The 14,078-nt window shown below is 54.4% G+C and carries 15 protein-coding genes; 5 read left to right on the top strand and 10 right to left on the bottom strand.

Features of this window, described 5'->3' with window-relative positions:
• Window positions 1-212 precede the first annotated feature (212 nt).
• The 3 genes from AL479_RS23030 to yobA are packed head-to-tail and all read right to left on the bottom strand — an operon-like array spanning window position 213 to window position 1,817.
• Window positions 213-551: a YebY family protein gene (locus AL479_RS23030; RefSeq protein WP_061077803.1), complete on the bottom strand. Its 339-nt coding sequence runs from the start codon at window positions 549-551 to the stop codon at window positions 213-215.
• Between the two features lie 16 nt (window positions 552-567).
• Window positions 568-1,440, bottom strand: coding sequence for a copper homeostasis membrane protein CopD (copD, locus tag AL479_RS23035; protein WP_061077804.1), 873 nt, complete (start codon window positions 1,438-1,440; stop codon window positions 568-570).
• Window positions 1,441-1,442: 2 nt separating this feature from the next.
• Window positions 1,443-1,817, bottom strand: coding sequence for a CopC domain-containing protein YobA (gene yobA / locus AL479_RS23040; RefSeq protein WP_061077805.1), 375 nt, complete (start codon window positions 1,815-1,817; stop codon window positions 1,443-1,445).
• Window positions 1,818-1,954: 137 nt separating this feature from the next.
• Here yobA and AL479_RS23045 point away from each other — a divergent pair, with 137 nt between their 5' ends.
• The 3 genes from AL479_RS23045 (at window position 1,955) to exoX (ending at window position 3,636) form a co-directional block, all read left to right on the top strand.
• Window positions 1,955-2,185: a DNA polymerase III subunit theta gene (locus tag AL479_RS23045; RefSeq protein WP_042318454.1), complete on the top strand. Its 231-nt coding sequence runs from the start codon at window positions 1,955-1,957 to the stop codon at window positions 2,183-2,185.
• A gap of 108 nt (window positions 2,186-2,293) precedes the next feature.
• Complete coding sequence (locus AL479_RS23050; protein WP_061077806.1) at window positions 2,294-2,950, top strand: carbon-nitrogen hydrolase family protein; 657 nt, start codon at window positions 2,294-2,296, stop codon at window positions 2,948-2,950.
• Between the two features lie 23 nt (window positions 2,951-2,973).
• Complete coding sequence (gene exoX, locus AL479_RS23055; RefSeq protein ID WP_043000375.1) at window positions 2,974-3,636, top strand: exodeoxyribonuclease X; 663 nt, start codon at window positions 2,974-2,976, stop codon at window positions 3,634-3,636.
• Here the strand turns inward: exoX and ptrB are convergent.
• The 4 genes from ptrB to yebG form a co-directional block, all read right to left on the bottom strand.
• Window positions 3,618-5,693, bottom strand: coding sequence for an oligopeptidase B (gene ptrB / locus AL479_RS23060; RefSeq protein WP_061077807.1), 2,076 nt, complete (start codon window positions 5,691-5,693; stop codon window positions 3,618-3,620). The genes exoX and ptrB overlap by 19 nt on opposite strands.
• An 87-nt stretch (window positions 5,694-5,780) precedes the next feature.
• The gene (locus tag AL479_RS23065; protein ID WP_061077808.1) at window positions 5,781-6,440 is read right to left on the bottom strand and encodes a tellurite resistance TerB family protein; all 660 of its coding nucleotides are present in this window, start codon (window positions 6,438-6,440) and stop codon (window positions 5,781-5,783) included.
• A gap of 94 nt (window positions 6,441-6,534) precedes the next feature.
• Entirely contained in the window at window positions 6,535-6,888 is a 354-nt protein-coding gene (gene yebF / locus AL479_RS23070; RefSeq protein ID WP_061077809.1) for a protein YebF, read from the bottom strand.
• A 73-nt stretch (window positions 6,889-6,961) separates the two neighbouring features.
• Window positions 6,962-7,252: a DNA damage-inducible protein YebG gene (yebG, locus tag AL479_RS23075; protein ID WP_061077810.1), complete on the bottom strand. Its 291-nt coding sequence runs from the start codon at window positions 7,250-7,252 to the stop codon at window positions 6,962-6,964.
• Between the two features lie 131 nt (window positions 7,253-7,383).
• On the opposite strand from yebG, the gene purT reads away from it, so the two are divergent.
• The gene (gene purT, locus AL479_RS23080; protein WP_061077811.1) at window positions 7,384-8,562 is read left to right on the top strand and encodes a formate-dependent phosphoribosylglycinamide formyltransferase; all 1,179 of its coding nucleotides are present in this window, start codon (window positions 7,384-7,386) and stop codon (window positions 8,560-8,562) included.
• Window positions 8,563-8,666: 104 nt separating this feature from the next.
• On the opposite strand, the gene kdgA is transcribed toward purT, so the two are convergent.
• From kdgA to zwf, 3 genes are all read right to left on the bottom strand, one after another.
• On the bottom strand, window positions 8,667-9,308 hold the full coding sequence (gene kdgA / locus AL479_RS23085) for a bifunctional 4-hydroxy-2-oxoglutarate aldolase/2-dehydro-3-deoxy-phosphogluconate aldolase (protein ID WP_042318438.1): 642 nt from the start codon (window positions 9,306-9,308) through the stop codon (window positions 8,667-8,669).
• Between the two features lie 35 nt (window positions 9,309-9,343).
• Window positions 9,344-11,155: a phosphogluconate dehydratase gene (gene edd / locus AL479_RS23090; RefSeq protein WP_061077812.1), complete on the bottom strand. Its 1,812-nt coding sequence runs from the start codon at window positions 11,153-11,155 to the stop codon at window positions 9,344-9,346.
• A gap of 234 nt (window positions 11,156-11,389) precedes the next feature.
• Window positions 11,390-12,865: a glucose-6-phosphate dehydrogenase gene (zwf, locus tag AL479_RS23095; RefSeq protein WP_061077813.1), complete on the bottom strand. Its 1,476-nt coding sequence runs from the start codon at window positions 12,863-12,865 to the stop codon at window positions 11,390-11,392.
• Between the two features lie 330 nt (window positions 12,866-13,195).
• Here zwf and AL479_RS23100 point away from each other — a divergent pair, with 330 nt between their 5' ends.
• Window positions 13,196-14,065, top strand: a complete 870-nt coding sequence (locus tag AL479_RS23100; RefSeq protein WP_061077814.1) for a MurR/RpiR family transcriptional regulator — start codon at window positions 13,196-13,198, stop codon at window positions 14,063-14,065.
• Window positions 14,066-14,078: the final 13 nt, after the last annotated feature.

Consider the following 14,078-nt stretch of genomic DNA (forward strand, 5'->3'; position numbering starts at 1 on the left):
CTTGGGAGAGAGCCGTGCGCTAAAAGTTGGCATTAATGCAGGCTAAGTCGCCTTGCCTTTTAAGAATAGATGACGACGCCAGGTTTTCCAGTCCACGGCTTACGCGGCTGGAAAAAAACGGCGATGATCACTGGCTGAAATATAAAAACCGCAAGACACTTTACAGAAGGCTTGCGGTTTTTTATTGGAAATCAGAAAGATACTTTTGGTAACTAACAGAGTTTTTCCGCTCGTTCGATAAACGGTGCCAGGCTCATTTTTTCACCCGGTTTTGCCGGATCGTCAATCTGAATCACCGACAGGGGCTGCGCATTCGTTTTGCCGCTTGCCACCTGCTCTTGTGCAACATCGTTCAACGGATACTGTACAAGCGTGCTGGGGTTAATCACATACAGCGCGTGTCCAGGCCGACAGGTCAGCATCACCTCTTCACGATTGAACGCCCATTTATCTTTACCGATTTCAAAACGGCTCACGGTGATGACCTGCGGTGCCGCCAGCGCAACCCCTGAACTGGTCAGAAGCAGCAAAGAGAGAATCACTTTTTTCATGAATTTTGCCTGTCCTTCAGAACGGTTCCAGCGTCGCAAACACACTGACGATTGCCAGCACGACGGCGCCAATTCCCCATTCGATCTTCGTCATCCAAATAAAATACCGGTTGATGCGTCGACTATCCTGCCGCATTCGTGGTACGAGAAGATACCGATTCGCCAGTGCGATTGCCACCATTAGCAGGACGAGTGCACATTTTAGCAAAAGCAGTTGCCCCCATGCGGTCTGCCACGGCAGTGAAAAGCCCTGGATAAACAGCACATTGGCGATACCGGTGAGTAATACCCCCGCCACGGCAAGATGTCCATAGCGGGAAAAACGCATCATGGTATAAACCGCCTGCTGCTGCCAGCGTCCTTTCGCCATCTGCATGCAATAAATCACCGGTAGCAGTCCTCCAAACCAGGTTGCGGCACAAATCAGATGCACCGCATGGTTTGTCTGCTGGAGCGCACCAATAATCCCCGAGTGCAGTGTGGCATGCCCAACCCCCGTCAACAGGGCAAACTGCGCGAGAGTTAAGAGCAGTAAGAGTCGCGCTAAATCACGCGGCACAATCAGCGCGGCAACCAGCGTAACCAGCGCCAGAACGATCTGCCAGAGCCACACACCGCCAAACTGAGTTTGCAATACCGCGCCCCAGACAGGCACAGAGATAACATCCTGCCAGCCAGAGCCCATAAGCCCGCCCTGGACCGCCAGCATCAGTAACGCACTTAAAAAGCTCCACAATGCAGCCTGTTGTTGCAGGCGTAAGAAGCGGCGACTCATCAGACGGCGGATCGATGCCGGTGCGAGCCATGCGCCGTAAAGCGCAGAGCCAAACACCAGCATCAGAGCGGTAAAATGGATGAAGCGGAGAACAACCCACGTCAGCGTCAGCATGTTTATTTCACGCTAAAGGTGTACTGCCCTTTGGTTTTGTGTCCATCGACAGACACCACGTGCCAGTTCACCGTGTACTGACCCGGCTTCAGCGTTTCATCAAGCGGGACGATCAGCTGTTTTTTATCCTGTTCGTTACGCTTTGCCGGACGGGTTCTGATTCCCTCTTGTTTTGGGCCGGTAATCGTCGCCCCGCTGAATCCGGGTTCGATACCTTCAGAAAAACTGAGCGTCAGCGCCTGCGGCGCGGCGGTCACCTCGGCATCCGCCGCCGGATACTGGTGTGTCAGATGCGCATGCGCCCACACGGTCGGGGTTGCCAGAACGGCTGCCAGAAAAAGGAGCGTATAGCGGAAAGTACGTGCAGGAGAGACCATATCAACTATTCCCTTTTGTAATGCCTTATCCTGAGAGGATAACCTTCTATAATGTTCGCGTCGACAATCTTCAATTGTGGCTTGCCATTATGGTCGACTCTTAGTAACTTTTGCGCGCAAGACCGAAGGAGAAGCCCATGCACAAAAATCTGGCTCAGCTTGAACAGGCTGAAATGGACAAAGTAAACGTTGATCTGGCCGCTGCCGGCGTCGCGTTTAAAGAGCGCTACAATATGCCCGTTGTCGCCGAAGTGGTAGAACGTGAGCAGCCTGCACATCTGCGCGACTGGTTTCGCGAGCGTCTGATTGCCCACCGTCTGGCGTCCGTGTCGTTGTCCCGTTTGCCGTATGAGCCTAAACCCAAATAATTTTTCGGCACGAAGTTACATATCCTTACATATTGCCTGCTACAGTATAAGCGCATTCTTATTCTATGATTTAAGGATGATTGTAGACACTATGAAAAGGAAGTCATTATGTCACGCTGGAAAATCGCTGCTGCACAGTATGAACCGCTAAAAACATCGGTTCGCGAACATATCGCTCATCATCTGAATTTCATCGACGCAGCAGCCCGACAACAGTGCGAGCTGTTGGTGTTTCCCGCCCTCTCCTTACTCGGTTGCATGGATGAATCACATTGCCTGCCTGCGCCGCCGGATATCAGTCTGCTACAACCGCTCTCTCAGGCCGCCCACGCGCACCGCATGACGATCATTGCCGGTCTTCCGGTCGAGCATAACAACCGTTTTGTCAAAGGGATTGCCGTCTTCGCACCGTGGATAACCTCACTGCGCCTGTTTCATCAAAGCCACGGCGCATGCCTTGGTAAGGGCCTGAAAACCATCAGCGTGGTCGATGAGCAACCGGAAGGTGTCGATATGGATCCGGCGTTTTCTCTGTTTACCACCAGTCAAAGCGTCAGTGAGCCGGAATTACTGACCTCCACGTCGCAGTTACAACATTTCTCGCATCAATTCTCGATTGCCGTACTGATGGCCAATGCACGAGGAAGTAGCGCATTATGGGATGAAAACGGGCAATTAATTGTCCGCGCCGACCGCGGTTCGCTGTTATTAACGGGGCAGCGCACAGCGCAGGGTTGGCAAGGTGATATCATTCCATTACGCTAATCGTTTTCGGTCAGGAGTTTTACATGCTGCGCATCATCGATACTGAGACCTGTGGCCTGCAGGGCGGGATTGTAGAGATCGCCTCTGTTGACGTGGTTGACGGTAAAATCGTGAATCCTATGAGCCACCTGGTGCGCCCTGACCGGCCGATCTCGCCGCAGGCCATGGCCATTCATCGTATTACCGAAGCGATGGTGGCGGATAAGCCGTGGATTGAAGAGGTCATCCCCCACTATTACGGCAGCGAATGGTATGTGGCGCACAACGCCAGCTTTGACCGTCGCGTGCTGCCAGACATGCCAGGCGAGTGGATTTGCACCATGAAACTTTCCCGCCGCCTCTGGCCGGGGATTAAGTACAGCAATATGGCGCTCTATAAGTCACGTAAGCTGAACGTGCAAACGCCTGCGGGTCTGCATCACCACCGCGCACTCTATGACTGCTATATCACCGCTGCGCTGCTCATCGATATTATGAATACTTCCGGCTGGACGGCAGAGCAGATGGTCGACATCACCGGGCGGCCGGGGTTACTGACCACCTTCACCTTTGGCAAGTATCGCGGCAAAGCCGTTTCGGATGTCGCGGAGCGCGACCCGGGCTATCTGCGCTGGTTGTTTAACAACCTCGACAGCATGAGCCCGGAGCTGCGTTTAACCCTCAAACACTATCTGGATAACGCCTGAATCGCGCCATTACCGGGCAATGTTCCTTGCGCCAGAGCAATCAGGAAAGCAAATTCCAACGCCACACCTTCCCAGGATTTATAACGGCCTGATTTACCGCCGTGCCCGGAATCCATATCAGTACACAGTAACAGCAGATGGTCATCCGTTTTCAGCTCACGCAGTTTCGCCACCCATTTTGCCGGTTCCCAGTACTGGACCTGCGAATCATGCAGTCCGGTGGTGACCAACAGATGTGGGTATGCCTGCGCCCTGACGTTATCGTACGGACTGTAGCTTTTCATGTAGGCGTAATACTGCGGATCTTTCGGATTCCCCCACTCCTCAAACTCGCCGGTCGTCAGGGGTATCGACTCATCCAGCATCGTCGTCACCACATCCACAAACGGCACCTGGGCAACCACGCCATGAAAACGTTCGGGACGCTCGTTGATCGCCACGCCCATCAGCATTCCTCCCGCGCTACCCCCCATGCCATAGCAGAGTGAGGGCGAGCCGTAGCCCTGGGCAATCAGCGCGTCGCAGGCATCGAGATAATCGTTGAAGGTATTGCGCTTTTTGAGGAACTTACCGTCTTCATACCACTGCTGCCCCAGTTCGCCTCCGCCTCGCACGTGGACGATGGCATAGACGAATCCACGATCCAGCAGGCTTAAACGACTGCTGCTGAAATCGGCATCCATACTGGCGCCGTAGGAGCCGTAGCCGTAAACCAGTAGCGGATTTTGCCCTTTGCGAAAATGTTTCTGATGATAAACCAGCGAGACCGGTACCTCGACGCCATCACGCGCGGTGATCCACAGGTGTTCACTGCGATAGTTGGCGGCGTCAAATCCCGGCACCTCTGTCTGTTTAATGACCCGTCGTTCACCGGTGTTCATGTCCAGTTCAAACAGCGTGTCCGGTGTGGTCATCGAGGAGTAGCCATAGCGCAGGCGCGAGGTTTCCGGTTCCGGGTTATAAGCAAGCCAGGTGACATAAGCCGGATCGTCGAAGGCGATCCCCACCACCTCGCGAGTTTTACGATTGATCTGCCGCAGACTGGTCAAGCCACGCTGGCGTTCTTCCACCACCAGCCAGTCGGTAAAAAGAGTAAACCCTTCCAGCATGATCGCTTCACGGGCCGGGATCAGCGTTTCCCACTGTTTCTCATCGCGCACACGGGTGCGATAAAGACCAAAATTTTTACCCTCGCGGTTCGAACGCAGATAAAACTTATGTTGATAGTGATCGAGGCTGTATTCGTGGTCCTTGCGGCGCGGCAGGAAGATGAACGGTTCAGCATCCGCCAGTTCAGCATCCAGCAGTAAAACCTCGCTGGTTGTCGCGCTTGCCAGATGAATGACGATGTAATGTTGCGACGTCGTTTTGTGCAGGCTGACGTAGAAGGTGTCGTCTTTTTCTTCGTAAATCAGTTCGTCCTGTGTCGACGGGGTGCCGACAGTGTGCCGCCAGACCTGCCAGGGCAGCAGCGTCGTCGCATGTTTACGCACATAGTAGAAGGTCAGCGAGTCATTCGCCCAGACAAACTCAGGATCCACGTTATCCAGCATCTCCGGATACCAGTTGCCGTTTTCCAGATTGCGAAAACGGATCCCGTACTGGCGGCGCGAAAGATAATCTTCCGCCAGCGCCATAATGGTGTTATCCGGCGTTATCGCCAGCCCTCCCAGAGTGTAGAACTCGCTGTGTGCCGCCCGTTTGTTGCCATCAAGCAGCGTTTCCCAGTCATCCCATTCCTCACTCAGCGCGGACTGACGTTGATAAATGGCGTACTCACATCCGGGTTCATAGAGATGGCGATAGCGATACCCGTTCTTCACCCAGGGCGCAGAGGTATCGCGGGGAGGAATACGATCGATAATTTCTTTCAGCACGCGTTCCTGCAATGCCTGTTGCGTGGACATCACCTGATGTCCGTACTGGTTTTCCTGTTTCAGGTACGCCAGCACATCCGGTTGCGAACGGCTGTCGTCCCGCAGCCAGTAGTAATTATCAATGCGAGTGTCGCCATGGAGAGTCATGGCGTGAGGAATGCGATTGGCTTTCGGCAGCATGTCGTTGTTCTTTCGTCTTTATACACCCTCTAAGGGTGGCAAAACTGACGAATGATGCAAGCGAAACATGCCGCCGGAGGTCGTTTGTTAGTCGGGTAGCGCCTGTTTTTGCTGTTGCAGATCCTGCTCGATGCCATCACGAACATCCTGCGGGATCTTCAGCGCATCACCCAGTGCGTTCAGGTAACTGCGCTCCATAAAGTGGTCGATATCAATGGCCGCACAGCTGAGAAAATAGATCTCCAGCGCCTCTTCTTCATTGCGGATCCCCTGCGCCAGGCGCTGCGGATCCAGCGGTTGTTCAATCGCCTGCTCGATGAGCGCACGCCCTTGCGCTTCAACACCTGCTTCACGCAGCTGCTGTTCGATTGCCGCCCGTTCTTTGGCATCGATATGGCCGTCACTTTTCGCGGCGAAGACCAGCGCCAGGATCAGCCGTTCGGTGCGCACATCCAGCGGCGTGCTTTGCGCGCCAAATTGCGGTTCATCCTGATGCGCCGCGCGAACCTTATCCTTGTACTTGTTCCACAGCACGCTTCCTGCCACCGCGCCGCCGCCGACCAACAGTGCGCTGGTGCCGTATTTGCTGAGCAGTTTGCGGGAGGATTTGCTGGCGACCAGTAACCCAGCCAGACCACCCAGCGCGCCGGGTACCAGCAGCTTACTTAATCCCTGTTCACCTGAAGAAGAGGAGGACGATCCGTTTTGCCCGAGAAGAGAGTGTAATTGATTAAGCCAGTTAGCCATTTTATCCCTCAAGTACTGACAATGAATTTTCAAAGCGTACCCGAGGGGATGTCAGGAAATGTCTGCCGGCGCTAAAGATGCGCAAATGTTCGCGCTATTGCGAACGATATTCCGCCGTGCCGGCCTTACAGTCGACCTTCACCTGATAATGAATATCCGCGCTTTTCCCGCGCACGGTCAGCGGCACCGTCCATTTCCCGTCCTGCCCGGTAATCTCTTTCGGATTGACCCAGGCAACCGGGTCAGCTTGCCCTACCCGTTTTTGATCGTCTGCCCAGCGCACCACGCGATTTTGCTGATAATCACGTTTCACACTTGCGGCAATACCTGTCGCATCGAGACCATCGCAATGGGGGAATTTGACGGTTTTGCTGTCAGTCTCTGCCGCCGACACCGACAGACTGGCGCTTAACAACAGCAGGCTGATTAACGCACCTTTTCTTTTCATACTTTTCCTTTACCTGGTAGCACATTGATTCAGGAAAAAGCATGGTACAAAACGTCAGGAGCGCAAGTCAGATTCAGGCCGCCTGCGTATCGTCCCCGGCAGAGGCGTCATTCTCAACCACCTGCGGAGAAGGCAACTTGCCGGTTTTGAGGATGGTGCTCAGCACCTCTTTTTGTTCGGCCAGCCACAGCGACAGCGCTTCACGCTGTTCGTCTTCCAGCGCCAGCGGGGACTGTTCAAGCCAGGTGTCGAGCAGATCCGCCGTATCCAGCATTTTGTCATACGCATCGGCTTCCTTTTTGCTGGTAAATGACATTTTTTCCTCACCTTCCCGAATGACTACGTATTTAACTTCAACCGCCATATTGCAGCCTCTCAATATTACTGTATTTATGTACAGTATATTCTATTTTACCGCTGAAATCAACCTGGCAATAAAGACAGACGCAAACGTTTTCGTATATACTGCGGCCAAATTTGTTGGGGGATATATTCATGACGGTATTAGGCACAGCGCTGCGTCCGGCAGCAACTCGGGTGATGTTATTGGGTTCTGGTGAACTGGGTAAAGAAGTGGCCATCGAGTGCCAGCGTCTCGGCGTGGAAGTGATCGCGGTGGACCGCTATGCCGACGCACCGGCCATGCATGTCGCGCATCGTTCGCACGTCATTAATATGCTGGATAGCGACGCGCTTCGCCGCGTAGTGGAGCTGGAGAAACCGCACTATATCGTGCCGGAGATTGAAGCCATTGCCACAGATATGCTGGTGACGCTGGAACAAGAAGGACTGAACGTCGTGCCCTGCGCACGCGCGACAAAACTCACGATGAACCGTGAAGGTATTCGCCGTCTGGCGGCAGAAGAACTGGCACTGCCCACCTCAACCTTCCGTTTTGCCGACAGTGAAGCCACCTTCCGCGACGCCGTGGCTGAAATTGGTTATCCCTGCATTGTCAAACCGGTGATGAGTTCTTCCGGCAAAGGGCAGAGTTTTATTCGTTCCGAAACGCAGCTGGCGCAAGCCTGGGACTATGCCCAACAGGGCGGTCGCGCAGGTGCCGGTCGGGTCATCGTCGAAGGGGTTGTGAAGTTTGATTTTGAAATCACCCTGCTCACCGTCAGCGCCGTCGATGGCGTCCATTTCTGTGCTCCGGTGGGTCATCGCCAGGAAGATGGCGACTATCGTGAATCCTGGCAGCCGCAGCAGATGAGCGCGCTGGCGCTGGAACGCGCTCAGGACATTGCCCGTAAAGTGGTGCTAGCCCTGGGTGGTCACGGTCTGTTTGGCGTAGAGCTGTTTGTCTGCGGGGATGAGGTCATCTTCAGCGAGGTCTCCCCTCGCCCGCACGATACCGGCATGGTGACGTTGATCTCTCAGGACTTGTCGGAGTTTGCCCTGCACGTACGCGCTTTTCTCGGACTGCCCGTGGGCGCTATTCGTCAGTATGGTCCGGCAGCCTCTGCCGTGATTTTACCGCAACTGACCAGTCAGGACGTGACGTTTGGCAATGTTCAGGCTGCCGTCGGCGCCGGTTTGCAGGTCCGTTTCTTCGGTAAGCCGGAAATCGATGGGACGCGTCGTCTGGGCGTGGCGCTGGCAACGGCTGACAACATTGATGACGCTATTGAACGCGCGAAAAACGCCGCCGCGCAGGTGAAAGTGACAGGGTAACAACAGCAGCCGTAGGCCGAATAAGGCGGTCATGCCGCTATCCGGCAAAGCCCGATGGCGACGCTAAGGCGTCTTATCGGGCCTACGGTTTACACATTGGTAGCTTACTGCTTCGCGCCTTCAACCGCTTCGCGCGCCAGTTTGGTGATGCGATCGTAATCACCGGCTTCCAGCGCGTCATTCGGCACCAGCCAGGAACCGCCGATGCACAGCACGCTTTTCAGTGCCAGGTAATCGCGATAGTTAGCCGGAGAGATGCCGCCAGTCGGGCAGAAACGCACCTGAGAGAACGGACCGGCAATGGCCTGCAGCGCTTTGGTGCCGCCATTCGCTTCCGCCGGGAAGAATTTGAACTCTTTCAGACCGTAGTCCATACCCAGCATCAGTTCAGAAACGGTACTGATGCCCGGGATCAGCGGGATCGTGCCTTCGGTTGCCGCTTTCAGCAGTGGCTCAGTCAGCCCCGGGCTGATAGCGAACTGCGCACCGGCAGCAGTGACCTCTGCCAGCTGCTGCGGATTCAGCACCGTACCCGCACCCACGATGGCTTCCGGAACCTCTTTGGCGATAGCACGGATAGCATCCATCGCGCAGGCGGTACGTAACGTCACTTCCAGTACGCGCACCCCACCCGCAACCAGCGCTTTTGCCATCGGCACAGCGTGTTCCAGTTTATTCACTACGATCACCGGGACAACCGGGCCGGTGGTCAGGATTGCTTCTGCACTTGTTTTCCAGTTTTTCATCTGAGTTTTTCTCTCGCCTGATTACAAAATATGCCTTAAAAATGAATACAGGTTGCGCCCTGTTCTGCGCCGGACAACTGTTCACGCAGCGCGCTGAACATTTCACGCCCCGTACCGATGCGCGATGCGCTCAGATCCGGGATATGCGGCTGGCGAGCGGCAAGCTCCGCCTCATCCACCAGCAGCGTCAATTCACCTGTCTGTCCGTTCACCCGAATAATGTCGCCATCGCGTACTTTTGCCAGCAGTCCGCCATCATAGGCCTCCGGGGTTACATGGATGGCTGAAGGCACTTTACCGGACGCACCGGAAAGTCGACCATCCGTAACCAACGCAATTTTGAAACGACGGTCCAATAATACACCAAGTGGCGGCATGAGTTTATGTAATTCTGGCATTCCGTTCGCTTTTGGTCCCTGATGACGCACAACCACCACGCAGTCGCGGTCAAGCAGACCTGCTTCAAAGGCCGGCAGGACATCATGCTGACTTTCAAAAACAACGGCCGGCGCTTCAATCACCTGGTTCTCGACCGGTACGGCGGACGTTTTCATGACCGCGCGACCGAGGTTACCACTCAGCACCTTAGTGCCGCCATGGTGAGAGAACGGCTGGTTAAAGGAGGCAATCACATTGCTGTCCAGCGATTTGACCGCGCCTTCACGCCAGTCGAGTTCACCATTGTTCAGCCACGGCTCCAGGGTGTAGCGCTTCAGGCCGAAACCGGCCACGGTGTTGACGTCTTCATGCAGCAGACCCGCATTCAGCAGTTCGCGCATCAGGACCGGGACGCCGCCTGCGGCCTGGAAGTGGTTAATATCCGCCGGGCCGTTAGGATAGAGACGCGCCATCAGCGGCACGATGTCGGAGAGATCAGAAAAGTCATCCCAGTTAATCTGGATACCCGCAGCGCGGGCCATCGCCACCAGGTGCATGGTGTGGTTCGTTGAACCGCCGGTCGCCAACAGCGCGACAATCCCGTTCACCACCACTTTCTCATCAATCATTTTGCCGATCGGCATCCATTCGTTGCCGTTACCGGTCAGGCGCGTCACCTGGCGTGCCGCTGCCGCCGTCAGCGCTTCACGCAGCGGAGCATCCGGGTGAACAAACGAAGATCCCGGCAGTTGCATCCCCATGAACTCCACCACCATCTGGTTGGTGTTCGCGGTACCGTAGAACGTACAGGTGCCCGGCGCATGATAGGAGGCGGCTTCAGATTCCAGCAGCGCCATGCGATCAACTTTACCTTCGGCATAGAGCTGACGAATGCGGACTTTCTCTTTGTTCGCCAGGCCGCTCGCCATTGGACCTGACGGCACGAAGATGGAAGGCAGATGACCGAATGACAACGCCGCCATCGCCAGGCCCGGGACGATTTTGTCACAGACGCCGAGGAACAGCGCGCCGTCGAACATGTTGTGAGAGAGTCCTACCGCAGCGGACATCGCAATCACTTCGCGACTCAGCAGCGAAAGCTCCATACCGTCCTGCCCCTGCGTCACGCCGTCGCACATTGCCGGAACGCCGCCCGCAACCTGCCCGACCGCATTGGCTTGATGCAGCGCTTTGCGAATGATATCCGGGTAATGTTCGTAGGGTTGATGGGCGGAGAGCATGTCGTTGTAGGAGGTGATGATCGCGATATTGTTACGCAACATGCTTTTCAGAGAGGCTTTATCGTCTGGCTGGCAGGCCGCGAATCCGTGCGCCAGATTCCCGCATGCCAGTTGTGAGCGGTGAACGGTCGAGGATTTAGCCTGTTCTATACGAGCGAGGTAGGCAGAACGGGTCTCACGGGAACGTTCAACAATACGCTGTGTTACGCGTAACAATTTTGGATTCATAGAGGCTCCTGAAATTTATCTGTCAGAGCTACAGGTTTGGCAAGTTCATTTACTATGGTTAAAAACACAGGAAACGCTTGTTCACCGGAGCTCAGGGGCAAAATCGTTTCAGGCAGTGTAATAAAAAAAGCCTCGCGGGTGAATCCACACGAGGCTTAAAAGTGCAAAAATTGCTCAACAATCTGTGTTAGATCATGTTACCGGTAAAATAACACGGAAGAGTTAGACGCTTTTTTACTCGAATTCGTTCCAGGAACGACCGTCACGGGTGATCATCGCCACAGAGGCCACCGGTCCCCAGGTCCCGGCCTGATACGGTTTCGGCGCATCATTGTCCATCGCCCACGCTTCGGTAATGGAGTCGACCCACTTCCACGCCTCTTCAACCTCATCACGACGCACAAACAGCGCCTGAATACCGCGCATGGTTTCCAGCAGCAGACGCTCGTAAGCATCCGCCAGATGCGTTTGATTGAAGGTCTCGGAGTAGCTCAGATCCAGCTTGGTGATTTGCAGGTTATGCTTGTGGTCAAGACCCGGAACTTTGTTCAGGACCTGAATATCCACGCCTTCATCCGGCTGCAGACGAATGGTCAGCTTGTTCTGCGGCAGATCCTGCCAGGACTCTTTAAACAGGTTCAGTTCAGGCGTTTTGAAGTAAACCACAACCTCAGAGCATTTCGTCGGCAGACGCTTACCGGTGCGCAGGTAGAACGGCACGCCTGCCCAGCGCCAGTTATCGATGTCCACGCGGATCGCCACAAACGTTTCGGTGTTACTGCTCTTGTTCGCGCCCTCTTCTTCCAGATAGCCCGGGACTTTTTTGCCCTGAGCGAAGCCGGTGGTGTACTGACCGCGAACGGTTTTTTCACGCACATTTGAGCGATCGATACGGCGCAGCGACTTCAGCACCTTCACTTTTTCGTCACGGATGGCGTCAGCGGTCAGATCCGACGGCGGCGACATCGCAATCATGCACAGAATTTGCAGCAGGTGGTTCTGGATCATGTCGCGCATCTGACCGGCCTGGTCGAAATAACCCCAACGCCCTTCAATGCCCACCTCTTCTGCCACGGTGATTTCCACATGATCGATCGTGCGATTATCCCAGTTATTCACAAACAGGGAGTTGGCAAAACGCAGCGCCAGCAGGTTCAGAACGGTCTCTTTCCCCAGATAGTGGTCGATACGGTAAACCTGGCACTCTTCAAAATACTCGCCAACCTGATCGTTGATCTCGCGGGATGTCGCCAGTGAAGTACCCAGCGGTTTTTCCATCACCACGCGCGCCGGTTTGGCATTCAGTTTCGCTTCGCCCAGTCCCTTACAGATTGCGCCAAACGTGCTTGGCGGCATAGCGAAGTAGTTGATCGTGGTGCGGTTTTTCTGATCGAGCATCTTCCCCAGACGGGTAAATGCCGCGGTGTCGTTCACATCCAGATTGCAGAAATCCAGGCGAGCGCTCAGGGTGTCCCACAATCCTTCATCAATCTTCTCTTTCATGAAGGTTTCGAGCGCTTCGCGCACCACCATCGTATAGGCATCTTTATCCCAGTCGGCACGGCCTACCCCAATAATGCGGGTATCCGGGTTGAGCTGACCGGCTTTTTCAAGTTGATACAGGGAAGGCAGCAATTTACGACGCGCAAGGTCGCCTTTCGCGCCGAAAATGACCAGGTCACATGCCTGGGCTGTTTGCGTTACCGCCATGTCATTCTCCTTAGTTAGCTATCCTGGTACTTTGCCAGGCTTTACTTGTAATTTTATTACAGTGCACTGTACTGCTTTTACGTGATTCCGGAAACCGTAAACGCTTAACCCCCCGTGCGGTTGGCGCTTAACGGCGCAAAATGGTCAAAATCGTCGTCGGTTTGCGACGCATAACGTTGAGTCAAAACACGATGTTGATCATGTTATGAAAAAAAACAACAACTCTTCTGACCATTTTGCCCCCTTCTCTGATTTGCAGGGGTACTATCTACCAAAATTGCCTCTCGATTTCTGGTATCACTGAAATCGTTATTTCCTTGAGTCTACATCATGAATATGCTGGAAAAGATCCAGTCTCAACTGGAACATTTGAGCAAATCTGAACGCAAAGTCGCCGATGTCATCCTCGCCTCACCCGAGCGGACCATCCATTGCAGCATTGCCACGCTTGCGCAGGAAGCCAACGTCAGTGAACCGACGGTGAACCGTTTTTGTCGCAGCATGGAAACCCGGGGCTTCCCTGATTTTAAACTGCATCTGGCACAAAGTCTGGCAAATGGTACCCCTTATGTTAATCGTAATGTGGATGAAGATGACAGTGTCGAGTCCTATACGGGCAAGATTTTCGAATCAGCGATGGCCAGTCTTGACCACGTTCGCCAGTCGCTGGACAAATCGGCGATCAACCGCGCGGTGGATCTCCTGACGCAGGCCAAGAAAATTGCTTTCTTTGGTCTGGGGTCGTCCGCCGCCGTCGCCCATGACGCCATGAACAAGTTTTTCCGTTTCAACGTTCCGGTTGTCTACTCCGACGACGTCGTTTTGCAACGGATGAGCTGTATGAATTGTAGTGACGATGACGTGGTCGTGCTGATTTCGCATACTGGTCGCACCAAGAGTCTGGTCGAACTGGCGCAGCTTGCGCGTGAAAACGATGCCATGGTGATCGCATTAACCTCCGCCGATACGCCGCTGGCGCGTGAAGCCACGCTGGCAATTACGCTCGATGTGCCGGAAGATACTGACATTTATATGCCCATGGTCTCTCGACTTGCGCAGTTGACCGTGATAGATGTGCTGGCTACGGGATTTACTTTGCGCCGTGGGGCAAAATTCAGAGATAACTTGAAGCGTGTCAAAGAAGCGCTCAAGGAATCGCGTTTTGATAAAGAACTGCTCATCAAGAGTAATGACCGCTAATAGCAATAATAAG

It is taken from the genome of Citrobacter amalonaticus (assembly GCF_001559075.2).
Taxonomy (GTDB): Bacteria; Pseudomonadota; Gammaproteobacteria; order Enterobacterales; family Enterobacteriaceae; genus Citrobacter_A; species Citrobacter_A amalonaticus_F.